A 23,519-nucleotide genomic window follows, 5' to 3' on the forward strand; every position below is an offset into this window, starting at 1 on the left:
GGTAGCGTCGTGGGGTGAGCACCTTCTTCGGAGCGGAGGAACCAGCCGGACCGGACGCCCTGTTCGAGACCCCCCGCCCGACCGAGCCCGATCCCGCACCCGTACCACCGGCGTCGCGCACGTCCCGCGGTGCCGGACCGAACGCGCCGCTCGCCGCGCGGATGCGCCCGGCCGACCTGAGCGAAGTCGTCGGCCAGCAGCACCTGCTCGCCCCCGGTGCGCCGCTGCGCCGCCTCGTCGAGGGCTCCGGCGCCGCGTCCGTCGTGCTCTACGGCCCGCCGGGGACCGGCAAGACCACCCTGGCCTCCCTCATCTCCGGTGCCACCGGCCGCCGCTTCGAGGCGCTGTCCGCGCTGTCGGCCGGCGTCAAGGACGTGCGGGCCGTGATCGACCTGGCCCGTCGCCGCCTGGGCGCCGGTGAACAGACCGTGCTCTTCATCGACGAGGTGCACCGCTTCTCCAAGACCCAGCAGGACGCGCTGCTCGCCGCGGTGGAGAACCGGATCGTGCTGCTCGTGGCGGCCACCACCGAGAATCCGTCGTTTTCCGTCGTCGCCCCGCTGCTGTCCCGCTCGCTGGTGCTGCAGCTGCAGCCGCTGGGCCCGGACGACATCCGGGCGCTGCTCGAGCGGGCCCGTACCGACGAACGCGGTCTCGGCGGCGGTGTGGAGATCACCGACGATGCGCTCGACCACCTGGTGCGCCTCGCGGGCGGAGACGCACGTCGCGCGCTGACCGCGCTCGAGGCGGCGGCCGAGACCGCGCTCGACCGCGGCGGTACGGGCGCGACGATCGACCTGCCGACCGTCGAGTCGAGCATCGACAAGGCCGCGGTGCGCTACGACCGCGACGGCGACCAGCACTACGACGTCGCGAGCGCGTTCATCAAGTCGCTGCGCGGCTCCGACGTCGACGCGGCGCTGCACTATCTCGCGCGGATGATCGTCGCGGGGGAGGACCCGCGGTTCATCGCGCGGCGGCTGATGATCCAGGCCAGCGAGGAGGTCGGCATGGCCGATCCCACCGCGCTGCAGGCCGCGACGGCGGCCGCGCAGGTCGTGCAGCTCGTCGGCATGCCCGAGGCGCAGCTCGCCCTGGCGCAGGCCACCATCCACATCGCGACCGCGCCCAAGTCGGGTGCGGTGACCGCCGCGCTCGGCGCCGCGATCGCCGACGTCAAGGCCGGCCGGTCCGGGTCGGTGCCGGCGCATCTGCGCGACGGCCACTACGCCGGCGCCCAGAAGCTCGGTAACGCCGTCGGCTACCGCTACCCGCACGACCACCCCGACGGCGTGCTGGCGCAGCAGTACGCGCCGGACGAACTCGTCGGCGTCGACTACTACACCCCGACCGGCCACGGCGCCGAGCGCGAGCTGGCGCAGCGGGTGCCCAAGCTGCGCCGGATCGTGCGCGGCGAACGGTAGGGCACCGCGTGCGCCGCAGGTCGCGCGGCAGGCGCCGAGCGAATGAACCATGCCGTCGGACTACGGAGGTGAACGATACATTCGCTCGCCCCCGGCGGGGGACGGAGCGGCGCGGGTGGCGAGAACGGCCACCGTCGCCCGCGCGATAAGCTGAACGATGGCCGATTCGCCGTGCCCGCGCGGGTTCGGCAGCCCACACCGTCAGACAAAGAGGACCATCGACGTGCAGACCCACGAGATCCGCAGGCGCTTTCTCGACCACTTCGTGAAGGCCGGCCACACCGAGGTGCCCAGCGCGTCGCTGATCCTCGCCGACCCGAACCTGCTGTTCGTCAACGCCGGCATGGTCCCGTTCGTGCCCTACTTCCTCGGCCAGCAGACCCCGCCGTTCAGCACCGCGACATCGGTGCAGAAGTGCGTGCGCACCCTCGACATCGAGGAGGTGGGCATCACCACCCGGCACAACACGTTCTTCCAGATGGCGGGCAACTTCTCGTTCGGCGACTACTTCAAGGAAGAGGCGATAGGCCATGCGTGGTCGCTGCTGACCAGCCCCGTCGAGGACGGCGGCTACGGCATCGATCCCGAGAAGCTCTGGGCGACGGTGTATCTGGACGACGACGAGGCGTACTCGATCTGGCACGACAAGATCGGTGTCCCCGCCGAGCGCATTCAGCGTCGCGGCATGAAGGACAACTACTGGTCCATGGGCATCCCCGGCCCGTGTGGCCCCTGCTCGGAGATCTTCTACGACCGCGGCCCCGAGTACGGCGCCCCGGGCGGCCCGGAGGCCGACGAGGACCGCTACATCGAGATCTGGAATCTCGTGTTCATGCAGAACGAGCGCGGTGAGGGCGGCGCCAAGGAGGGCTACCCGATCCTCGGGCCGCTGCCGAAGAAGAACATCGACACCGGCATGGGCGTCGAGCGCGTCGCGTTCCTGCTCCAGGGCGTCGAGAACGTCTACGAGACCGACCTGCTGCGCCCGGTCATCGACAAGGCCGCCGAGCTGACCGGCAGTGTCTACGGCGCCGACCACGCCTCCGACGTGCGGTTCCGCGTCATCGCCGACCACGCCCGCACCGCCGCGATGCTCATCGTCGACGGCGTCAACCCCGGCAACGACGGTCGTGGCTACGTGCTGCGCCGCCTGCTGCGCCGGATCGTGCGCTCGGCCCGACTGCTCGGCGCCGACACGCCGACGATGGCCGAGTTCATGGCCGTCGTGCGCGACACCATGAGCCCGTCCTACCCGGAACTGGCCACGGACTACTCGCGCATCGAGACCGTCGCCGTCGGCGAGGAGACCGCGTTCCTCAAGACCCTGGGCACCGGCAGCAAGCTGTTCGAGGGTGCGGTCGAGACCGCGAAGGCGCAGGGCAGGTCCGTCCTCGGCGGCACCGAGGCCTTCACCTTGCACGACACCTACGGGTTCCCCATCGATCTGACGCTGGAGATGGCCTCCGAGGCGGGTCTGACCGTCGACGAGGACGGGTTCCGTTCCCTCATGGCCGAGCAGCGCCAGCGCGCGAAGGACGACGCCCGCGCCCGCAAGCACGCCCACGCCGACCTGACCGTCTACAAGGAGCTGCTCGACCGCGGCCCCACGGAGTTCACCGGCTTCACCGAGCTGGTGACCGAGGCGACGGTGCTGGCCGTCATCACCGGCGGCGAGCGGCTGCACGCGGCGCAGGCCGGCCAGGACGTCGAGCTGATCCTCGACCGCAGCCCCCTCTACGCCGAGTCCGGCGGCCAGATCGCCGACGTCGGCACCATCACCGCCGGCGGCCTGCGCATCAAGGTCAACGACGTCCAGAAGATCGCCAAGCAGCTGTGGGTGCACAAGGTGACCGTGCTCGAGGGACAGGTCACCGAGGGCGATGCCGTGCTCGTGCAGGTCGACCCGTCCTGGCGCAAGGGCGCCACCCAGGGCCACTCGGGTACCCACCTGGTCCACGCCGCGCTGCGTGAGGTCCTCGGCCCCAACGCCGTGCAGGCCGGCTCGCTGAACAAGCCGGGCTACCTGCGGTTCGACTTCTCCTGGCCCGGCGCGCTCAGCGAGCAGCAGAAGACCGACATCGAGGCCGTCACCAACGAGGCCGTCGCCGCGAACTATCCGGTGAACACCTTCGTCACGGACCTGGACAAGGCCAAGAAGATGGGCGCGATGGCGCTCTTCGGCGAGAACTACGGCGACGAGGTCCGCGTCGTGGAGATCGGCGGCCCGTTCTCGATGGAGCTGTGCGGCGGCACCCACGTCGAGCACTCCTCCCACGTCGGCACCGTCACCCTGCTCGGCGAGCAGTCCGTCGGTTCGGGCGTGCGCCGCGTCGAGGCGTACGTCGGCCTGGACTCGTACCGGCACCTGGCCAAGGAACGGGCGCTGCTCGCGGGTCTCTCCTCGACGCTGAAGGTGCCCTCCGAGGAGGTGCCCGCACGGGTCGAATCCCTGATCGAGCGGCTGAAGGTGGCCGAGAAGGAGCTCGAACGCACCCGCGCCGCCGCGGTGCTCGCCTCGGCCGGCACCTTCGCCGAGAAGGCGCAGCGCACCGGGGATCTTCTCGTCGTCGCCGAGACCGCCCCCGAGGGCGTGGCCGGGAACGACCTGCGCAGCCTCGCCTCCGACGTCCGCGGCCGGCTCGGCAGCGAGCCCGCCGTGGTGCTGCTGCTCGGTTCCGCCGACGGCAAGGTGCCGTTCGTCGTCGCCACCACCAAGGCGGCCCAGGCGAGGGGCATCAAGGCCGGCGACCTGGTGTCGAGCTTCGGGCCCGCCATCGGTGGCCGCGGCGGCGGCAAGCCCGACATGGCGCAGGGATCCGGATCCGATCCGGCCGGGATCCCTGCGGCGCTGACCGCGTTCCGGGCCCGGCTGAGCGAGCTGGCCGGCTGATCGTGGCCGACTTCGCCGGTCCCGACCGTCCGGGCGTCGACGACCCCGGCCGCGGCCGCCGCATCGGCATCGATGTCGGAAGTGTCCGAATCGGGGTCGCCTCGTCCGATCCCGACGGCATCCTGGCCACTCCGGTCGAGACCGTGCCCCGCTCGAAGGAACGCGGGTCCGACGCGCCGGATATCCGGCGCATTGTGGACATCGTCACGGAGTACGAGGCCGTGGAGGTTATCGTCGGACTGCCGCAGACCCTGCGCGGGGAGCCCGGCAAGGCCGCGAAACTGGCCCGTGATTTCGCGGGACGGCTGCGCCGGCGCCTGACCGGGATCCCCGTGCGGATGGCCGACGAACGATTCACGACGGTCACTGCGGCGCGGGCGCTCCGCGAGAGCGGAGTCAGCGCGCGCGGTGCGCGGCCGGTGATCGACCAGGCCGCCGCCGTCGCCATCTTGCAGGGTTGGTTGGACGAGCGGAGTGCAGTTGTGAACGTGGCCGAGGACGGCAAGCCGGGGAGCGGGCAGTGAGCCGGCACGGGCGGCCGGACGACGAGTCCACCGGGGCGGACCACGACTTCCCCGGGGGGCGCTCCGGCTTCGGACCCGCGCAGCAGGACGAGTGGTACCGGCCGCGGCACGGTTCTCCGGGGCCCGACGTCCCGGAGCCGCCGGCCCCGGCCGGGGACGGCTACCGATACGAGCACCCACCGCATCCGGCCGCCGGACATGCCTTCGACGACGCGCCGACCACCGAGCACGTCTACCGGCTCGACGACTACGCCCCCGGCGCCCCGTCGCAGCCCGACCCCCGCCACGACCGGCAGGACCTCGATCCCCACGGCCGGACTCCCACCGACGGCCCGGGCCACGACACCTTCGAGGTCCGGGCCTACGAGACGCAGGCCTACGAGACGCAGGGCTACGAGACGCAGGGCTACGAGCCCCGGGACTACGACCCCCGCGACCACGACGGGTACGACCCCGAGCCGGGGGCCTACCGGTACGACGACTACGAGCAGCGGCCGGCCTACGACGAGGCGGGCTACGACCAGTTCGGCTACGCCGCGGTGGACGACGACCCCCGCGGATACGCCGAGACGCCGGCCGCAGGGCGGGACTGGACCGACTCCGCCGACCGCGCCGCCCCCGAAACCGTCGGAGTGTCCCCGGCCCGCCGGGCCCACGCCCGCTCGGCCCAGGCCCGCCGCACCCGCGGCCGGATCGTCGGGATCCTCGCCGTCGCGGCCGTACTGGTCCTGCTCCTCGGCGGCGGATTCTTCGCCTACCAGAAATTCACCGGCCCGGACCTGCCGCCCGACTACACCGGGGCGGGCGGTCCCGCCGTCGTGGTGCAGGTGCACCCGGGCGACACCGCCGAGCAGATCGGCGCCGCCTTCAAGGAGGCGGACATCGTCGCCAGCTCCGATGCCTTCTACAACGCCGCCGTCCAGGACCCCGGCATGAACTCGCTGCAGCCGGGCTTCTACTCGATCGCCAGCCGGCTTCCCGCCCGCGAGGCCGTCGCCGCCCTGGTCGACCCCGCGAACCGGGTGGGGGCGGTGGTGATCTCCGAGGGCCGGCAGTTGCACGACATCCGCGACGTCAACACCGGCGCGGTGCGCAAGGGCATCTACACCCTCATCGCGGAGGCCAGCTGCCTCGACCGCGACGGGCAGCGCACCTGCCTGACGTACGAGGAGCTCGACGCGGCCGGCGCGAGCACCGACCTCGCCGCGCTCGGCGTGCCGGAATGGGCGCGGGGCGCGGTCGCGAACGTGCCCGACCGCAACCGTCAGCTCGAGGGGCTCATCGCGGCGGGCCGCTGGGACTTCGACCCCAGTGCCGGGGCCGCCGAGATCCTGCGGTACCTCGTCTCCACCAGCGCGCAGCGCTACGACGAGACCGGCATCACCCAGGCCGCGGCGAAGGTCGGGCTGACCCCGTACGAGATGCTCGTCGCCGCGTCCCTCGTGGAACGCGAGGCGCTGCCGGACGACTTCGCGAAGGTCGCCCGGGTGATCCTCAACCGCCTGAAGATCGGGCAGCCGCTGCAGTTCGACTCGACGGTCAACTATGCCCTCGACGAAACCGAGCTGGCGACCACCGACGCCGACCGGGCGCAGGTCACCCCCTGGAACACGTACGCGAGCCCCGGACTGCCCGCCACGCCGATCTCGTCGCCGAGCATCGAGGCGCTGCAGGCCGTGGAGAACCCGGAGGCGGGGGACTGGACGTACTTCGTGACCATCGACGCCCAGGGCACGACCCTGTTCACCAACAGCTACGACGAACACCTGACGAATACGCAGCAGGCTCTGGAAAGCGGAATCCTCGACAGTGGCAGATGACATCGTGACCGGCGGCCGCAAGGCCGCGGTCCTCGGCAGCCCCATCGCGCATTCGAAGTCCCCGCTGTTGCACCTGGCGGCCTACCGGGCGCTGGGGCTGACGGACTGGACGTACGAGCGCATCGAATGCACCGGCGAGCAGCTGCCGGCGCTGGTGGCCGGGCTCGGCCCCGAGTGGGTCGGGGTGTCGGTGACGATGCCCGGCAAGTTCGCGGCGCTCGAGTTCGCCACCGAGCGTACCGACCGGGCGGTGCTGATCGGCTCGGCGAACACCCTGGTGCGGACCGCGGACGGCTGGCGGGCCGACTGTACCGACGTCGACGGCGTCACCGGCGCGCTGCGCGCCGCCGGCGTCGGGGATCTGACCGGCGCCTCGGCGGTGGTGGTCGGGGCCGGGGGGACGGCGCGCCCGGCCCTCGTGGGGCTCGCCGAGCTCGGGGTCACGTCGGTGACCGTCGTCGCCCGCAGCGAGCTCCGGGCCGCCGAGACGTTCGACTGTGCCGAGGCGGTGGGCATGAAGCCGCGCTGGCTGCCGTTCGACGCCCCGGAACTCGGGGAGGTGTGCGCGTCCGCGGGCGCGCTGGTGAGCACCGTGCCGGCGGCGGCGGCCGCGCCCTACGCGCAGCAGCTCGGCCGCGCGCCGTTCGTCCTCGACGCGATCTACGACCCGTGGCCCACGCCGCTCGCCGAGGCCGCCGCGGCGCACGGCTCGGTCGTCGTGGGTGGCCTGCAGATGCTGCTGCACCAGGCGTTCGGCCAGGTCGAGCAGTTCACCGGCCGGCCGGCCCCGCGGGAGGCGATGGCGGCGGCCGTCGCCGGCTGAACCACCGGTAGGTGCTACCGTCCGGTTGCACATCGTCCGGGTAGGTGCAACCATGAAGTTGCATGTCATCGGACGAGGAGGTTCCCATGGACACGCAGGACCGCATCGAACGGGAGATCCGCATCGAGGCGCCCGCCGCTCGGGTGTGGCAGCTCGTCGCCCGGCCCGGCTGGTGGATCGGCGACGGCGACCGTTCCGGGCACACCGTGACCACCGACGGCGACCTGATCGTCGTCCACGACCCGCGGTACGGGAAGTTCCCGATGTACCGGGTGGTGTCCGATGAGCCCCGATACCTCGCGTACCGCTGCTCGGCGGTGATCGACGAGCCGCCCCGTGACGGCGCCGCCACCCTCGTCGAGTTCTTCCTCACCGAGGTGGGCGGCGGCACCGTCCTGCGCGTCGTCGAGAGCGGGTTCGGCGCCCTGGACGGGACCCCGGCACAGCGCCGCGAGGCGTTCGAGGGCAACACCGACGGCTGGCGGCAGCAGCTCGACATCGCCAAACGGGACGTCGAGAGTGCCTGACCCCGCCGATTCCGCCGTCGGCGCGGTGCTCGCGGCGCTGGCCGACCCGACCCGCCGGCTCATCCTCGGCACGCTCGCCGAACTGGGGAGGGCCAGCGCCACCACGCTCGCCGGGCGGGTCCCGGTCTCGCGCCAGGCGGTGGTCAAGCAACTCCAGATCCTCGAGACCGCGGGCCTGGTCGACGCCGCCCGCGCCGGCCGGGAGGTGCTCTACACCCCGCGCCCCGAGACCCTGGACGGCTCGGCCCGGTGGCTCGCCGAGCTGGCCGACGCCTGGGACCGCCGTCTCGGGGCGGTGAAACGCGCCGCCGAAGAGGGCCGGCCCTCCCGCTGACCGGCGGAGGAAGAAAATTCCGCGCCGGATGTCGATCCACCCGCCGGCCGTTCGTGTACAGGTTGGATCACCGGCACCGGGCCGGGGACCGCCACCGCGAGGAGGATCGGCCATGACCCAGTACCTGCTGAGCATCTACCAGCCCGACGGTGACCCGCCGCCGCCGGAGTTCCTCGACCCGATCATGCGCGACGTCGAGGCCGTCGATGCCGAGATGCGTGCCGCCGGCGTCTGGGTGTTCGCCGGGGGACTGCACCCCCCGAGCACCGCCACCGTGCTCCGGCTCGAGGGCGACGGCATCCTCACCACCGACGGCCCGTACCTCGAGGGCAAGGAACACATCGGCGGGTTCACCGTGATCGAGGCGCCCGACCTCGACGCCGCCCTGGAGTGGGGCCGCAAGCTCGCCCGCGCGATCACGCTGCCGATCGAGGTGCGGCCGCTGCAGGGCGGGCACTGCGGGTGACACCCCCGTGCCCGAGGTGACGGACGCGGAGATCGCGCGCGTGTTCCGCGCCGAACACGGCCGTGCGGTCGCCGCGCTCGTCCGCGCTTTCGGGGACATCGACCTGGCCGAGGAATCCGTGCAGGACGCGTTCGCCGTCGCCGTCGCCCGGTGGCCGGTCGACGGGCTGCCGCCGAGCCCGGCCGGGTGGATCGTCACCACCGCCCGGCGCCGCGCGATCGACCGGATCCGCCGGGAGAAGGCCCGCGCCGGCAAGCACGCCGAGGCCGCCCGGCTGCACGAATCCGGGGACACCGCCGGCGACGGCGAGGAGACCGTCGTGCCCGACGACCGGCTGCGCCTGATCTTCACGTGTTGCCATCCCGCGCTGGCGCCCGCCGCCCGCGTCGCCCTCACGCTGCGGTTGCTCGGCGGCCTGACCACGGCCGAGATCGCCCGGGCCTTCCTCGTCCCGGAGACGACCATGGCGCAGCGGCTGGTGCGCGCCAAGGGCAAGATCCGCGACGCCCGGATCCCGTACCGCGTTCCGGACCCCGGTGAGCTACCCGCCCGCCTCGGCTCCGTGCTCGCCGTCGTCTATCTCGTCTTCACCGAGGGGCACACCGCGGCCGGTGGGGACCGGCTGGTCCGCGACGACCTGTGCACCGAGGCGATCCGGCTCGCCCGCCTGCTGGCCGAGCTCATGCCCGACGAACCCGAGGTGCTGGGCCTGCTCGCGTTGCTGCTGCTCGCCGACGCGCGACGACCGGCCCGCACGAACGCCGCCGGGAATCTGGTGCCCCTCGCCGAGCAGGACCGCGGGCTGTGGGACCGCGACCGGATCGCCGAGGGACAGGCCCTCGTCCGGCGCTGCCTGCGGCTCGGGCGGCCCGGCCCGTACCAGATCCAGGCCGCGATAGCCGCCGTCCACGGCGATGCCGCCACGGTCGAGACGACCGACTGGCGGCAGGTCGTCGCGCTCTACGATCAGCTGCTCGTCGTCGCACCCACCCCGGTCGCCGCCCTGCACCGGGCAGTCGCGGTGGCCGAGGTCGACGGCCCCGCCGCGGGTCTCGCCCTCGTCGACGCCCTCGACCTGGACCGCTACCACCTGTTCCACGCGGTGCGCGCCGACCTGCTCCGCCGGCTCGGCCGCATCCCGGAGGCCGCCGCGGCGTACGACGCGGCGCTCGCGCGGACCGCCAACGCCGCCGAGCGCGGCTTCCTGCAGCGCCGTCGCGCCGAGCTCAGCTGACCGGCGACTCCTCCGCCGGCGGCCCGGTCCTGCCGTTCTGCCACGGCCACCGGCCGGAGATCTCGAGCTGCAGGGACCAGCTCAAGAAGGTCCGGATGAGGACGATGACCGCCAGTACCCCTACCGAGGTGAAGGTGGGGGTGACGGCGACCGTCTTGATGATGTCCGCGGCCACCAGGAATTCGAGACCGAGCAGGATCGACCGCCCGAGATCGCGCCGATAGCGTTCGTAGATCAATGCGGCGGCGGAGCGGCGCCAGGACTGCACGGCGACCCAGCTCGCCACCGCCGCACCGACGACGATCACCGCCACCCCGACCACGTCGACGGCGCCGCCGACGGTCTCGAGCACGCGGGACAGCTCCATGCGAACCTCCGGGGTGCGGACGGGACGATTCGGTCATGTTCGCAGGTCCGGCTCGATCCGTCCCGGCAACCGGTTGTCCACACCCGGACCGGTTATCCACAGATTCTGCCTGCGGGCGGCGAGATCGCCGTGCCGGCGCCGCGCGCGCGGCACGCTGCCGCCATGACCGTATTGCTGTTCGCCATGCTCGGCGCCGCGGCCGGTGCCGGCGCGCACCGCCTCGTCGCCCGCCTCGCCGGGCGCCACCCACCGCGCGGGGTGTGTGAGGCCGCCGCCGCGGCCGGCGGCGCCGTGGCCGTGCTCGCCACCGCCACGGCACCGGGTGCGGCCGCCGTCGCGGCGCTGATCTGGTGGTGTGTGTGCCTGAGCGCGGCCGACCTGTCGGCGCGGCGGCTGCCGAACGTCCTGACGGTGCCGGGCGCCGCCGTCGTCCTCGCGGTCGCCGCAGGAGCGGGACACGCGGCCCCTGCGCTCGCCGGGGCGGTCCTGCTGGCCGGGCCGTACCTGCTCGCTCACCTGGCCGCCCCGCGGAGTCTCGGCGCGGGCGATGTGAAGCTCGCCGCCGGGCTGGGGGCGGCCGCGGGCGCGAACGGCGCGGCCGCGTGGACGACGGCGGCCCTGCTGCCACCGCTGCTCACCGCCGCGGCGGGCGCCGTCGTCGTCGGCGCGGGTTGGGTACGGGCACATCGCCGCCCGCGCGGTGTGGTGCTGCCGCACGGGCCGTCGATGTGCGCGGCGGCCGTCGCCGCGGTCCTGGCGGCGGGTTGACCGGGGCGGCGTCCTGCCGGTGGCGGTGCACGTGGAAGGATGGGATTGTGCTGCGCTGGATAACTGCTGGAGAGTCCCATGGTCCCGCCCTCGTCGCGATGCTCGAGGGGATGGTCGCCGGCGTCGAGGTGACGTCGAGCGACATCTCGGAGCAGCTGGCGCGGCGCCGCCTCGGCTACGGCCGCGGCGCGCGCATGAAATTCGAGGCCGACAAGGTCACCATCCTCGGCGGCGTCCGGCACGGCCACACCCTCGGCGGCCCGGTGGCCATCGAGATCGGCAACACCGAGTGGCCCAAGTGGGAGACCATCATGTCCGCCGACCCGGTGGACGCCGAACTGCTCGCCGGGCAGGCCCGCAACGCGCCGCTGACCCGTCCGCGACCCGGCCACGCCGACTACTCCGGCATGCTCAAGTACGGCTTCGACGACGCCCGGCCCGTTCTCGAGCGCGCCAGCGCCCGGGAGACTGCGGCCCGCGTCGCCGCCGGCACCGTGGCCCGCAACTTCCTGCGCCAGGTGTTCGGCGCCGAGGTCGTCTCGCATGTGATCTCCATCGGCGCGTCCGAACCCTACGTGGGGGTGGAGCCGACCGGCGCCGACCTCGCCGCCATCGACGCCAGCCCGGTGCGGGCCTTCGACAAGTCGGCCGAGGAGTCGATGATCGCCGAGATCGAGGCCGCCAAGCGCGACGGTGACACCCTCGGCGGTGTCGTCGAGGTCGTGGTGCACGGCTTGCCCGTCGGTCTCGGCTCGTTCATCAGCGGTGCCGACCGGCTCGACGCCCGGCTCGCCGCGGCCCTCATGGGCATCCAGGCCATCAAGGGCGTCGAGGTCGGCGACGGCTTCGAGACCGCCCGCCGCCGCGGCAGCGTCGCCCACGACGAGATGCGGCCCGGCCCCGACGGCGTGCTCCGCTCGACCAACCGGGCCGGCGGCCTCGAGGGCGGCATGACCAACGGCGAGGCGCTGCGGGTGCGGGCCGCGATGAAGCCCATCTCCACGGTGCCGCGCGCCCTCGCCACCGTCGACATGTCGTCCGGCGAGGAGGCCGTCGCGATCCACCAGCGCTCCGACGTGTGCGCCGTGCCCGCGGCCGGCGTCGTGGCCGAGGCGATGGTGGCGCTCGTCGTGGCGCAGGCCGCGCTCGAGAAGTTCGGGGGCGACTCGATCGACGAGACCCGCACCAACGTCCGCAACTACCTCGAGGCCGTCGCGGCCCGGGTGCCACGGTGACGACATGACGCCACGAGCAGTTCTGATCGGGCCGCCCGGGGCCGGCAAGTCGACCATCGGCCGCCGGCTCGCCCAAGCCCTCGACCTGCCGTTGCTCGATACCGACGCCGAGATCGAGCGCACCACCGGGCGCACGATCCCGGACATCTTCGGCACCGACGGCGAACCGGCGTTCCGGCGGATCGAGGAAGAGGTGGTGGCCGACGCGCTCGCCCGTCACGACGGGATCGTCTCGCTCGGCGGCGGCGCGATCCTGTCCGAGCGCACCCGCGCCCTGCTCGAGGGGAGGACGGTGATCTACCTCGAGATCAGCGTCGCCGAGGGCCTGCGCCGCACCGGGACCAACACCACGCGGCCGTTGCTCGCCGGGGCGGATCCCGCGGCGAAGTACCGGGAGCTGATGCGTCGGCGCCGCCCGCTGTACCGGCAGGCGGCCACCATCCGGGTTCGCACCGACGGGCGCAGCCCCGGCCGCGTGGTGCAGCAGGTCCTTGCCAAACTGGAGGCGCAGACGGATCTGGCCGCCACCGGTGCCCACCCGTCCGCTGCCAGCGGGACCAGTACAGAGAATCGGAGCAATCAACCGTGACCGAACCGGTACGCGTCGACGTCCAGACGGCCCAGCCCTACCCGGTGATCATCGGCCGAGGCCTGCTCGGTGAGCTCGTCGGCGAACTCACCGGCACCCGCACCGTCGCGATCCTGCACCAGCCGCCGCTCGCGGAGACCGCCGAGGCGGTGCGCACCGCGTTGGCGGAGAAGGGGATCGACGCCCACCGGGTCGAGATCCCCGACGCCGAAGACGGCAAGGACCTCGCCGTCGCGGGATTCTGCTGGGAGGTGCTCGGGCGCATCGGGTTGACCCGCAGCGACGCGATCGTCAGCCTCGGCGGGGGAGCGGCCACCGACCTGGCCGGGTTCGTCGCCGCGACGTGGATGCGCGGGGTGCGGATCGTGCACGTGCCCACCACGCTGCTCGCGATGGTCGATGCCGCGGTCGGCGGCAAGACCGGCATCAACACCGACGCAGGCAAGAACCTCGTCGGCGCCTTCCACGAGCCGTCCGCGGTGCTCGTCGATCTCGCGACCCTCGAGACGGTGCCGCGCAACGAGATCGTCGCCGGCCTCGCCGAGGTCGTCAAGACCGGCTTCATCGCCGACCCGAAGATCCTCGAGCTGATCGAGGCCGACCCGGAGGCCGCGCTCGACCCGGCGGGAACGGTGCTGCCCGAACTGATCCGACGCTCGATCGAGGTCAAGGCGAAGGTCGTCGCCGCGGACCTCAAGGAGTCGAGCCTGCGCGAGATCCTCAACTACGGGCACACCCTCGGGCACGCCATCGAACGGCGCGAACGCTACCGGTGGCGTCACGGCGCCGCTGTCGCCGTCGGCCTGGTCTTTGCCGCCGAGCTGGGCCGCCTCGCGGGGCGCCTGGACGACGCCACCGCCGACCGGCACCGCAGCATCCTCGAGCTCGTCGGGCTGCCCACGACCTACGACGCCGACGCCTTCCCGCAGCTGCTCGAGGGCATGCAGTCCGACAAGAAGAACCGCGCGGGCATGCTCCGGTTCGTCGTCCTCGACGGCCTCGCCAAGCCCGGCAGGCTCGAGGGACCGGATCCGTCGCTGCTCGCGGCGGCGTACTCGGCCGTCGCGCGGGAGGGGACCGCCGACCCGGGCACCGTGCTCCTGTGATCCGCTGAGCCCCCTCGACGGGCCGGCGCACTGAAGGGTGCGCCGGCCCGTTCCATTTTTCCGGGATCCCTCGGCTTACTCGGCCCCGAGGTAATTCGAACTGGACGGAATCAAAGAATTTTCCGAATCAAAAGTCGCGGCCCCACCGGACGGCCGACCGCGGCCACGGAAATGAAAGACTTTTCGCCGCAACGTGTTCGGATTCGCCCTCGGCTCTTCGTTGATTTCCGGGTGGTACCGGCCGTACGATTCCCGTCATGATGAACGCTCAGCAGGTCACGACGACGCCGGATGCCTTCCGGCGCCGCGTCGCTCACTGCTGACCCACCACGCGAGCCCCGGGAGTCGACGTCCCGGGGCTTTCGTCGTGTTCGGGCACGTCGCTTCCTCTCGCCGACACGAGAGTCGAGGAACGGATCATGAACGGTGCAGATCACCGAGTGCTCGGTCGCGAACTCGAAATGTTCGCCACCGCACCGATAGTGGGTGCGGGCCTTCCGCTGTGGCTGCCGGACGGTGCGGTGATCCGTGCCGAACTCGAGGCCTTCGCCGCCGAGGTGGCGGCCGGAACCGGCTGTCGCCGCGTCTACACCCCGGTGCTCGCCAAGAAGGAATTGTTCGTCCGGTCCGGCCACTGGTCCAAATTCGCCGACGACATGTTCCCCGAGATGCGGGTCGGAGGCGAGAGTTTCGTTCTCCGGCCCGCCAATTGCCCCCACCACGCCCAGATCTTCGCCTCGCGGGGCCGCAGCTACCGCGACCTGCCGATCCGCCTGTCGGAGCTGGGATCGATGTTCCGCAGCGAACTGTCCGGCGTGCTCGCCGGCCTGAGCCGGGTCCGGCAGATCAGTCTCGACGACGCGCACGTGTTCTGCGCGCCCGAACAGGTCGGCGCGGAGGTGGAACTCGCGCTGAGTGCGATCGAGCGCTGCTACGGGGTCCTCGGGCTCGACGACCGGCGTTACCGCCTGTCCCTGGGTGACGCCGGCGGGCGGTATCTCGGCACCGGCGAGCAGTGGGCGCACGCCCAGGATCAACTGCGCGGAGCGCTCGAACGGCGCGGGCTGGACTTCTTCGAAGCCGAAGGGGAGGCCGCGTTCTACGGTCCGAAGATCGACATCCAGGTCGCCGGCGCGCACGGGCGCGAGGAGACCGTGTCCACCGTCCAGCTCGACTTCACTCAGCCCGAGCGCTTCGGCCTCGAATACACCGGCGAGGACGGGCGCAGGCATCGGCCCGCGATGATCCACCGGGGTGTGCTCGGGTCGATGGAGCGGCTGATCGCGATGCTCGTCGAACGCTTCGAAGGGCGCATGCCGCCCTGGCTGTCGCCCCGCCAGGTGGCGGTCCTGCCCGTCGGGGACGGCCACGGCGACGGGGCCGGCAGGCTGCGGGACAGGTTGGTGGCCGAGGGGATTCGCGTCGACGTGCTCGCCGGGGGTTCGTTGGGCAGCCGTATCCGGGCCGCGCGCCTGCACCGCGACCCGTACATCGCGATCGTCGGCGACGAGGAACTCGCGGACGAGACCGTCAGCGCACTGGTGCCGCAGTCGGGGCAGCGGGCGTGCCTCGGGCGCGAGCAGTTCGTGCAACGGGTGCGGGCCGACGTCCGGGGCCGGGTCCTGCGTCCGTCCGCGCTGCCGTGAACGCCCCCCTCGTGGACGCCGGCCGAGGGGGGAGCCGGCGTCTCGGGTCATGACCGGGTTCCGGCGATCGGCTCGGCCGCCGTCGGCGCTGGTCGTGCCGTCGCAGTCGGGCTCCGCGCGCGCCCGGCCCGGACTCCGTTGGCGATCACGACGATCTCGGCGACCTCGTGGACAAGGACGACCGCGGCCAGGCCGAGGACTCCGAACAGGGCGAGTGGCATCAGAACGGTGATGATCGCCAGGGACAGTCCGACGTTCTGCAGCATGATCGTCCGCGACCGTCGAGCGTGGCGGAGCGCTCGGGGCAGGTGCCGCAGGTCCTCGCCCATCAGGGCGACGTCGGCGGTGTCGATGGCGACGTCGGAGCCCATCGCGCCCATCGCGATGCCGAGGTCGGCGGCCGCGAGCGCAGGGGCGTCGTTGACCCCGTCGCCGACCATCGCGGTCGGCCGTGTGGCGCGCAGGGTCTCGACGAGACGGGCCTTGTCCTCGGGGCGCAGGTCGGCGTGCACCTCGTCGATACCGGCGTCGGCGGCCAGGGCTCGGGCGGTGCGGTCGTGGTCGCCGGTGAGCATCGCGACGGTGTAGCCGTCACGGCGCAGCCCGGCGACCACCTCGCGCGCTTCCGCGCGGAGCTCGTCGCGGACGGCGACCGCCCCGATCGCGGCACCTTCGCGTTCGACGAGGACCGCGGTGGCCCCGGCATGCTGCATCCGCTCGATGTCCGCGGCCAGCGGACCGGCGTCGATCCAGCCGGGCCGGCCCAGCCGGACGGGAGCGCCGGCGATGCGGCCGGTCAGGCCGGCACCGGGGACCGCGTCCACCTGTTCGGCCGGCACGTAGTCGTCGACGGCGGCGAGAATCGCCGGGGCGAGGGGGTGTTCGCTGCGGGCCTCCAGAGCGGCGGCCACGGCGAGAACGTCGTGGGGGGTCGTTCCCTCCGCGGTGGCGACGTCGAGCACGGCGGGCCGGTTCCGGGTGAGGGTGCCGGTCTTGTCCAACGCGATGCCGCGGATACGGCCGAGAGCCTCGAGGGCGGCGCCGCCCTTGACCAGGACGCCGAACCTGGATGCGGCGCCGACCGCGGCGACGACCGTGACCGGGATCGCGATCGCCAGCGCGCACGGCGACGCGGCGACCAGCACCACCAGGGCGCGTTCGATCCACACGCGCGGATCCCCGGCCAGGCTGCCGACGACGGCGATGGCTGCGGCCGCGACCATCACGGCCGGGACGAGTGGGGTGGCGATCCTGTCGGCCAGGCGTTGCGCGTCGCCCTTGCGGGACTGCTCGGCCTCGACGATCCGCACGATCCTGGCCAGCGAGTTGTCCTGCGCGCCGGCGGTGACCTCGACCTCGAGGACACCGGTGCCGTTGATCGACCCGGCGAACACCTCGTCGCCCGGACCGGCCTCGACGGGCATCGATTCCCCGGTGACGGCGGAGGTGTCCAGGGCGGTGCGGCCGGTGCGGATGGTGCCGTCGGTGGCGATCCGCTCCCCGGGTTTGACGATCATGACCTCGCCGAGCGCGAGGTCGGCAGGCGGAACGGTCTGCTCGCGCCCGTCGCGCAGCACCGTGGCGGTGTCCGGGACCAGGGACAGCAGTGCGCGCAGGCCGCGGCGGGTGCGGGTGACGGCGTACTCCTCGAGTCCCTCGCTGATCGCGAACAGGAACGCGAGCATCGCGGCCTCGCCGACCTCACCGAGCAGCACCGCGCCGAGGGCCGCGATCGTCATCAGGGTCCCGACGCCGATCCCGCCCTTGGCCAGGCGTTCGAGCGTGGCGGGGACGAAGGTGTAGCCGGCGACGATCAAGGCCACCGCCTCGAGTCCCACACCGAGAGCGTCGGGTCCGCCGCCGACACGGACGATCAGGGCCGCCACCAGCAGGACGCCCGCGGCGGCGGCCGCCCGGATCTCCGTGATCTGCCACAACTTCTCGGGCGCGTGCTCGTCCTCGCCGGGGAGGCGGGGTTCGGCGTGGCCGCAACCGCAGGCGTCGCTCACGACGCGCTCCCGGTGCCGGTGCCGTAGTTCGGGCACAACGCGACCGCGTTCCCGGTCGCGGCCAGCAACGTCTCGGCCGAGGCGAGCAGGTCCATCAACTCGGGTCGGGTCAGCGAGTAGAACACCTGCCGGCCCTGGGGGCGGCCCTCGACGAGGTTGCAGTCCCGGAGGCACGCCATGTGCGCAGAGACCGTCGACTGCGCCAACCGCAGCTCACCGACGAGGTCCGCCACCCGCGCCTCACCCTCGGCGAGCCGTCGCACGATCGCCAATCGGGTGCCGTCCGAGAGGCTGTGGAACAGCGCCACCGCGGCGTCGAGGTCCGGCACCGGCCGGGTCGACGTCGGGACCGCACCACCGTGGCGATTAATCGTCATACGGCGATGATAGCGGTTTCAGGCGATGTAACGCTGCGACTACTCGGCGCCGCGCACGACCTGCAGGCCGGGACGGCCTGCACGCGCCGGCACGGGCGTTCCGCGGCGGCCCCGGTTCTCCCGGACGGGATGGGAGAGCCGGTGGGCGTGCAGGTAAGCGACGCCCACGCGGGAATACCAGGCGGCGGTCCAGGACGGGATGCCGCCCAGCATCGACAGCGCGAACCCGTGGTGGCGGTCGACGAAGTCGACGGTCACCGCGTACAGATCCACCCCCGGGCACTTCCTGGCCGCCGCCTCGATGTCGAGGTCGTCGGGCCACCAGCTCGCGGGCAGGACGGGGTCGGCCGCCTCGGGGGTGCCCGGGTGGCGGCGACCGAGCACTCGTCCGCGCACCACCGCGGCGGCGGCGCTGCACGAGCCCTTCGCGAGGCCCCACGTCGTGGACCACAGGCCGGCGGGGTGCGTCAGCGGCAGGATCGCCCCGAGCAGTCGTCCCAGCTGCGGTTCACCACCGGTCCGGGAGCACCAAGGCCCACCCTCGTCCGAGCCGTTCGGGGCCGTCTTCCCGTCGGGGCATACCGGAGCGCGCTCTCCCATGGTTCCCTACTCTAAATGTATTGGGCGCCAGTCGGATTGATTTTCGGTGATCGCATCGCGGCAGGGGGATCCGACCGGGCGGCTCCGCCTGCCCGGCATCCGGGTCGCGGACGGGGCGGTGCTGGGGCGGTCGCTGCGCGTGGGGACTCTGCCGAGGATCGGTCTCATCCGCCGTCGAGGCTCCGGTGGGCCAGTTCCTCGCGCGCGGCGGTCTCGACGCCGACCGGGAGGGCAGGGGTGCGGCCCAGTTCGAGGTCGGCCACGAACTCGGCGAGCAGGTCGGTCGGCCATCGATCGAAGTCGGCCATCGCAATCCCCCTCGGTGCGTCCGATCGGGCGAGCGGCTTTCCCTCGCCTGCTCCCGATTCTCGATCCCGATGCTTCACAATTACACCACCGGCACGTCGTGTGACACGACTCCTCGCATAATCGGTCCGTTCCGCCCGTCCCGTCCGATTCCGGCCCGGGCGCGGATCACGCCCGGATGCCCTCCACGGCCGGCGCGGAGCTCGGTTCGGCGCCGTGTTCCCGGCCCAGGTCGGCGATCGCGGAGGTGAACTCCGGGTCGAACAGCAGGAAGCTGAGCAGGTCTCCGCGATCCTCGTCATCGCCGCCGACCAGCCGCGCGACGACGGACGGCGCGGGGTTGCGCAGGAACCGGCGCACGGCGGGTCGGCGACGCACCACGTCCTCCGCGATCTCGGCGATCCGGCCGGCCTGGCCCGGTGGTGGGCCGGCGAAGTCGATCCCGATGGGACGGTCGGTCGGGGACACCGCGCGGGTCTGCGCGATCCGTGCGTTGCGGAATTCGAGCGTGTGCAGATCCTCGATCATCCGGTAGCCGAGCATCGCGCGCAGTGCCAGGGCCGCGACGCCGGCCACGTCGGGAGGCGCCGGCCGGTGCCTCCCGGTGCGCGCCGCGACCGGCGGGGGCCACACCCGCGGCTGCGTCGCCACGACGCCGACGTCGTTCGCGCCCAGCAGCAGCGCGGGTTTGATCGGGGTGTTGAGCAGCAGTCCGCCGTCGATGTACCAGCCGGAGCGCTGCGGGGCGCATCGGTCGGTGACGTGGATGGGCCGGAACAGGATCGGGACCGCCGAGGAGGCCAGCAGGTGGTCGACGGTCAGCGTCGTCTCGACGTAGCTGATGTTGCGGCGGATGTCGTACTCGGGCAGGCGCACCGAATCGTTCTTCTCCACGAACACCACCGTCCCGCCGGTGGCCACGGACGTCGTCGCGACGGCGACCGCGTCCACCAACCCGGCCCGGATGTTCTCGTGCAGCCGGGTCCACGGGACGAGGCGCTGCAGGGTTCCCCGGATCGGGGTCGTATCGAGCAGGCTGACGAGACGCGTGCGGGGAAAGCCGATCGCCTGGCCCAGGAAGGCCGCGCCGGTGCCGAGAAGGCTGTGCACCGACGAGTACACGTCGGACGAGACCACCCCGGTCCACAGGTCCACGACCCGTTCCGCGGCCGTGGGCAGTCCCTCGTCGGCAAACGCGGCGAGCCCGAGCACGTTGATCGCGCCCGCGCTGGTCCCGACGAGGATCGCGGGCGCTGCGCCGTGCCGCGTCATCCGGGGAAGCAGGGAGGTGATCGCCCCGGCCTGATAGGCACCGCGCGCGCCCGCGCCGGCGACGACCAGCGCCGTCCGCCGGCGTCCGTGGGTACCGCGCGCCCCGCGTCCGGCCATGGGCGGAACGGTACCTGCCGGCCTCCGGCCACGGACCCGATTCCGCAACCGGCCCGGTCCGATCGGGAGACGCTAGGGGCGGCGGTCCGGATCGATCCGCTCGAACACCTCGGTCGGGGCGTCGTCGTCGCGCCACCCCTGATCCGGCGCCGCGGCCGCCCCGACCGGCGCCGGCCCGGCGTCGGGCTTCGCCGCCGGCGCGGATTTGCGCTGCTCCCGGCGCACCAGGAACCGCCCGAGCATCACCGCGGCCGTCGCGGGGACGTACACCAGCAGCACGGTGAACGCCGCACCCGAGGTCAGTTCGAAGAACAGCGACTTGACCCCGACCTGGATCGGGCTGAGCGTGTCGATCAGCCAGGTGAGCAGGCCGGCGACGAGGCCGGTGACCGCCGCCGCCTTCAGCCACAGCATCGTCAGGTCCGCACCGTCCTCCGACTGCGGGTGCGCCCGCTGGTCGCGGATCCCGTCGAGCCCGGCCCACACGATCGCGGCGAGCACGACGACGGCCAGCGCGACCATCCGCAGCACCGAGCCTTGCAGCGGCCATTGCACCAGGGCGGCCCCCAGCAGGACCCGCACGAGCACGTGCACGAGGGTCAGGCCGAGCCCGCGAAGCAACCAGGGTTTCATGTACCTCAGAGTAACGTCTGGATCGGCGGAAGTGTGTTCCGCCCCACATGGTCTCCGCTCCTCGTCGTCCTGCCCTTCGTCGTCCTGCCCTTCGTCGTCACCGCCCGGGCGGCGGCCGTTCCGGCCGCCGCCGCGGGAGTACGTTGAGCCCATGCCCGCCGATCACGCCTCCCGCCGCGCCGCGCTGCGCCGGCTGCTCGCCGACCGGGACCTCGATGCGCTCCTGGTGACGGACCTGCTCAACATCCGCTACCTCACCGGCTTCACCGGTTCGAACGCCGCGCTGCTCGTCACCGCCGACGACGACGCCGACGAGTCCCGCACCGTCGTGTGCACCGACGGCCGCTACCTCACCCAGATCGCCGCGCAGGTGCCCGACCTGCGGGCCCGGATCGCCCGCGCCAGCGCCGATCACCTGGTCGGTTCCGCGGCCACGCCGGCCCGGTGGGGCTTCGAGAGCCACATCGTCACCGTCGAACAGCACGTGCGCTGGGCGGGGCTGGGCAGCCCGCTCACCCTCACGCCCGCGCCCCGGCTGGTCGAGCAGTTGCGCATGGTCAAGGACGAACACGAGGTCGGGCTGCTGAAGGCGGCGTGCGCCGCCGCGGACCGGGCGCTGGCCGACCTCGTCGCCGCCGGCGGGCTGCGCCCGGGCCGCACCGAACGGCAGGTCGGCCGCGATCTCGAGGCCCGCATGCTCGACCACGGCGCCGACGGCATCTCCTTCGAGACGATCGTCGCGACCGGGGCGAACTCGGCTGTGCCGCACCACCGGCCCACCGACGCGGTGCTCGCCGCCGGGGACTTCGTCAAGCTCGACTTCGGCGCGCAGGTCGGGGGATACCACTCCGACATGACCCGCACCTACGTCCTCGCGCGGGCCGCCGACTGGCAGCGGGAGGTGTACGACCTCGTCGCGCGCGCCCAGGCGGCCGGGCGGGCGGCGCTCGTGCCGGGCGTCGACCTGGCCGCCGTGGACGCCGCGGCCCGCGGCGTCATCGCCGACGCCGGGCACGGTGATCTGTTCCTGCACGGACTCGGCCACGGGGTCGGTCTGGAGATCCACGAAGCACCCGGAATCGGCCAGGCGGCGACCGGTACACTTGCCTGCGGTGCGGCGGTGACCGTCGAACCGGGCGTGTACTTCTCCGGGCGCGGAGGCGTGCGGATCGAGGACACGCTCGTGGTGCGTGAGCAGGGACCGGAGCTGCTCACACTCACCGACAAGACATTGACCGTCGTATGAGGGCGGTACCTCGACTCTAGGAGACGCGAAACCAAGTGGCCGATACCAGCGATTTCAAGAACGGGCTCGTGCTGAAGATCGATGGTCAGCTGTGGCAGATCATCGAGTTCCAGCACGTCAAGCCCGGCAAGGGGCCGGCGTTCGTCCGTACGAAGATCAAGAACGTGCTCTCCGGCAAGACCGTCGACAAGACCTGGAACGCCGGGGTGAAGGTCGAGACCGCCACCGTCGACCGCCGCGACATGACGTACCTGTACCACGACGGCACCGACTACGTGTTCATGGACGGCGAGACCTACGACCAGATCTCCATCAACGAGGAGACCCTGGGCGACGGCGCGAAGTTTCTGCTCGAGAACATGCAGGTGCAGGTGGCCACCCACGAGGGCACCCCGCTGTTCGTCGAACTGCCGGTCACCGTCGAACTCGAGGTCACCCACACCGATCCCGGCCTGCAGGGCGACCGCTCCACCGGGGGCACCAAGCCGGCGACCCTCGAGACCGGCGCCGAGATCCAGGTCCCGCTGTTCATCAACACCGGCGACAAGCTCAAGGTCGATTCGCGTGACGGCAGCTACCTCGGGCGAGTGAATTCCTGAGTGTCCGGTACGCAGAAGAAACTCGGAGCCCGGCACAAGGCGCGTAAGCGTGCCGTCGACCTGCTGTTCGAGGCCGAAGCCCGCGACATCGACCCGGTCGGTCTCGCGGCCGACCGCATCGCGCTCGCCGTCACCGACGACCAGGTCGCCCAGGTGCCGCCGTACACGCAGACCGTCGTGCGCGGCGTGGCGGAGCATCTCGACGAGCTCGACCAGGTGATCGCCGAGCACCTGCACGACTGGACGCTCGAGCGGCTGCCCGCCGTGGACCGGGCGATCCTGCGCATCTCGGTGTGGGAGCTGTTCCACGCCTCCGACGTGCCGCCGGTGGTGGCCGTCGACGAGGCCGTCGAACTGGCCAAGCAGCTGTCCACCGACGACTCGCCCGCCTTCGTCAACGGCATCCTCGGCCAGATCGTGGCGCTCGCCGACCAGGTCCGTGCCGCCGCGGCGGCCACCTCGTCGCGCGCCGCCGAGCCGGCCGAGCAGCGGGAGTCCGAGCGGCCCTGACATCGCAACGTGAGCGGGCCCGGCCGGGGGCGGAAGTCGCCGGCCGGGCCCGCTCGTCGCTACCCGCGACGGCGGCCTGTGGCACGCCTCACCCCGC

24 protein-coding genes are annotated in these 23,519 nt (G+C 72.5%); 17 read left to right on the forward strand and 7 right to left on the reverse strand.

Annotated features, from left to right (window positions below):
- Window positions 1–14 precede the first annotated feature (14 nt).
- The 9 genes from ISO16_RS02630 (at window position 15) to ISO16_RS02670 (ending at window position 10,042) form a co-directional block, all read left to right on the forward strand.
- On the forward strand, window positions 15–1,424 hold the full coding sequence (locus ISO16_RS02630) for a replication-associated recombination protein A (RefSeq protein ID WP_050035197.1): 1,410 nt from the start codon (window positions 15–17) through the stop codon (window positions 1,422–1,424).
- 223 nt (window positions 1,425–1,647) lie between these two features.
- Window positions 1,648–4,314, forward strand: coding sequence for an alanine--tRNA ligase (gene alaS / locus ISO16_RS02635; protein ID WP_006947016.1), 2,667 nt, complete (start codon window positions 1,648–1,650; stop codon window positions 4,312–4,314).
- On the forward strand, window positions 4,314–4,838 hold the full coding sequence (gene ruvX, locus ISO16_RS02640) for a Holliday junction resolvase RuvX (RefSeq protein WP_170914086.1): 525 nt from the start codon (window positions 4,314–4,316) through the stop codon (window positions 4,836–4,838). The genes alaS and ruvX overlap by 1 nt, the downstream gene beginning before the upstream one ends.
- Window positions 4,835–6,658: an endolytic transglycosylase MltG gene (mltG, locus tag ISO16_RS02645; protein WP_072635211.1), complete on the forward strand. Its 1,824-nt coding sequence runs from the start codon at window positions 4,835–4,837 to the stop codon at window positions 6,656–6,658. The genes ruvX and mltG overlap by 4 nt, the downstream gene beginning before the upstream one ends.
- Complete coding sequence (locus tag ISO16_RS02650; protein WP_050035200.1) at window positions 6,648–7,481, forward strand: shikimate dehydrogenase; 834 nt, start codon at window positions 6,648–6,650, stop codon at window positions 7,479–7,481. Before mltG ends, ISO16_RS02650 begins: the two co-directional genes overlap by 11 nt.
- 86 nt (window positions 7,482–7,567) lie before the next feature.
- A complete protein-coding gene (locus tag ISO16_RS02655) occupies window positions 7,568–8,008 on the forward strand; it encodes an SRPBCC domain-containing protein (protein ID WP_083662508.1) in 441 nt (146 codons plus the stop codon).
- Window positions 8,001–8,342, forward strand: coding sequence for an ArsR/SmtB family transcription factor (locus tag ISO16_RS02660; RefSeq protein ID WP_006947009.1), 342 nt, complete (start codon window positions 8,001–8,003; stop codon window positions 8,340–8,342). Before ISO16_RS02655 ends, ISO16_RS02660 begins: the two co-directional genes overlap by 8 nt.
- A 112-nt stretch (window positions 8,343–8,454) precedes the next feature.
- On the forward strand, window positions 8,455–8,808 hold the full coding sequence (locus tag ISO16_RS02665) for a YciI family protein (RefSeq protein ID WP_072635213.1): 354 nt from the start codon (window positions 8,455–8,457) through the stop codon (window positions 8,806–8,808).
- A 7-nt stretch (window positions 8,809–8,815) separates the two neighbouring features.
- A complete protein-coding gene (locus ISO16_RS02670; RefSeq protein WP_072635214.1) occupies window positions 8,816–10,042 on the forward strand; it encodes an RNA polymerase sigma factor in 1,227 nt (408 codons plus the stop codon).
- Here ISO16_RS02670 and ISO16_RS02675 read toward each other — a convergent pair.
- On the reverse strand, window positions 10,035–10,409 hold the full coding sequence (locus ISO16_RS02675) for a DUF1622 domain-containing protein (RefSeq protein ID WP_072635215.1): 375 nt from the start codon (window positions 10,407–10,409) through the stop codon (window positions 10,035–10,037). The two genes, ISO16_RS02670 and ISO16_RS02675, sit on opposite strands and share 8 nt — an antisense overlap.
- A gap of 162 nt (window positions 10,410–10,571) precedes the next feature.
- Here ISO16_RS02675 and ISO16_RS02680 point away from each other — a divergent pair, with 162 nt between their 5' ends.
- The 5 genes from ISO16_RS02680 to thrS all read left to right on the forward strand — a co-directional run bounded on the left by ISO16_RS02680 (window position 10,572) and on the right by thrS (window position 15,753).
- Window positions 10,572–11,177 carry a prepilin peptidase gene (locus tag ISO16_RS02680; protein WP_072635216.1) on the forward strand — a complete coding sequence of 202 codons (606 nt, stop codon included), beginning with the start codon at window positions 10,572–10,574 and terminating at the stop codon, window positions 11,175–11,177.
- A gap of 47 nt (window positions 11,178–11,224) precedes the next feature.
- A complete protein-coding gene (gene aroC, locus ISO16_RS02685) occupies window positions 11,225–12,412 on the forward strand; it encodes a chorismate synthase (protein ID WP_006947004.1) in 1,188 nt (395 codons plus the stop codon).
- Window positions 12,413–12,416: 4 nt separating this feature from the next.
- Window positions 12,417–13,001, forward strand: a complete 585-nt coding sequence (locus ISO16_RS02690; protein ID WP_006947003.1) for a shikimate kinase — start codon at window positions 12,417–12,419, stop codon at window positions 12,999–13,001.
- Window positions 12,998–14,107 (forward strand): 3-dehydroquinate synthase, encoded by a 1,110-nt coding sequence (gene aroB, locus ISO16_RS02695; protein ID WP_072635217.1) that lies wholly within the window; start codon window positions 12,998–13,000, stop codon window positions 14,105–14,107. Before ISO16_RS02690 ends, aroB begins: the two co-directional genes overlap by 4 nt.
- Before the next feature lie 416 nt (window positions 14,108–14,523).
- On the forward strand, window positions 14,524–15,753 hold the full coding sequence (gene thrS, locus ISO16_RS02700) for a threonine--tRNA ligase (protein WP_268256896.1): 1,230 nt from the start codon (window positions 14,524–14,526) through the stop codon (window positions 15,751–15,753).
- Between the two features lie 47 nt (window positions 15,754–15,800).
- Here thrS and ISO16_RS02705 read toward each other — a convergent pair whose 3' ends face one another.
- The 6 genes from ISO16_RS02705 to ISO16_RS02730 form a co-directional block, all read right to left on the reverse strand.
- Window positions 15,801–17,762, reverse strand: a complete 1,962-nt coding sequence (locus tag ISO16_RS02705) for a heavy metal translocating P-type ATPase (RefSeq protein WP_195886183.1) — start codon at window positions 17,760–17,762, stop codon at window positions 15,801–15,803.
- Window positions 17,759–18,139, reverse strand: coding sequence for an ArsR/SmtB family transcription factor (locus tag ISO16_RS02710; RefSeq protein ID WP_072635219.1), 381 nt, complete (start codon window positions 18,137–18,139; stop codon window positions 17,759–17,761). The genes ISO16_RS02705 and ISO16_RS02710 overlap by 4 nt, the downstream gene beginning before the upstream one ends.
- A 39-nt stretch (window positions 18,140–18,178) precedes the next feature.
- Window positions 18,179–18,739, reverse strand: coding sequence for a hypothetical protein (locus ISO16_RS02715; RefSeq protein WP_072635220.1), 561 nt, complete (start codon window positions 18,737–18,739; stop codon window positions 18,179–18,181).
- Between the two features lie 164 nt (window positions 18,740–18,903).
- On the reverse strand, window positions 18,904–19,047 hold the full coding sequence (locus tag ISO16_RS02720; protein WP_006937614.1) for a hypothetical protein: 144 nt from the start codon (window positions 19,045–19,047) through the stop codon (window positions 18,904–18,906).
- A 166-nt stretch (window positions 19,048–19,213) separates the two neighbouring features.
- On the reverse strand, window positions 19,214–20,434 hold the full coding sequence (locus ISO16_RS02725; RefSeq protein ID WP_006937615.1) for a patatin-like phospholipase family protein: 1,221 nt from the start codon (window positions 20,432–20,434) through the stop codon (window positions 19,214–19,216).
- A gap of 72 nt (window positions 20,435–20,506) precedes the next feature.
- A complete protein-coding gene (locus ISO16_RS02730) occupies window positions 20,507–21,067 on the reverse strand; it encodes a B-4DMT family transporter (RefSeq protein ID WP_072635221.1) in 561 nt (186 codons plus the stop codon).
- A gap of 151 nt (window positions 21,068–21,218) precedes the next feature.
- Between ISO16_RS02730 and ISO16_RS02735 the strand changes: the two genes are divergently transcribed.
- From ISO16_RS02735 to nusB, 3 genes are read left to right on the forward strand one after another with little or no spacing between them, the layout of a single operon-like run.
- Complete coding sequence (locus ISO16_RS02735) at window positions 21,219–22,313, forward strand: aminopeptidase P family protein (RefSeq protein WP_072635222.1); 1,095 nt, start codon at window positions 21,219–21,221, stop codon at window positions 22,311–22,313.
- A gap of 35 nt (window positions 22,314–22,348) precedes the next feature.
- Window positions 22,349–22,912 (forward strand): elongation factor P, encoded by a 564-nt coding sequence (gene efp / locus ISO16_RS02740; protein WP_006937620.1) that lies wholly within the window; start codon window positions 22,349–22,351, stop codon window positions 22,910–22,912.
- Complete coding sequence (gene nusB / locus ISO16_RS02745; protein ID WP_006937621.1) at window positions 22,913–23,422, forward strand: transcription antitermination factor NusB; 510 nt, start codon at window positions 22,913–22,915, stop codon at window positions 23,420–23,422. It begins immediately after the preceding gene.
- Window positions 23,423–23,519 lie beyond the last annotated feature (97 nt).

The organism is Rhodococcus sp. M8, assembly GCF_015654185.1.
Classification (GTDB): Bacteria; Actinomycetota; Actinomycetes; order Mycobacteriales; family Mycobacteriaceae; genus Rhodococcus; species Rhodococcus aetherivorans.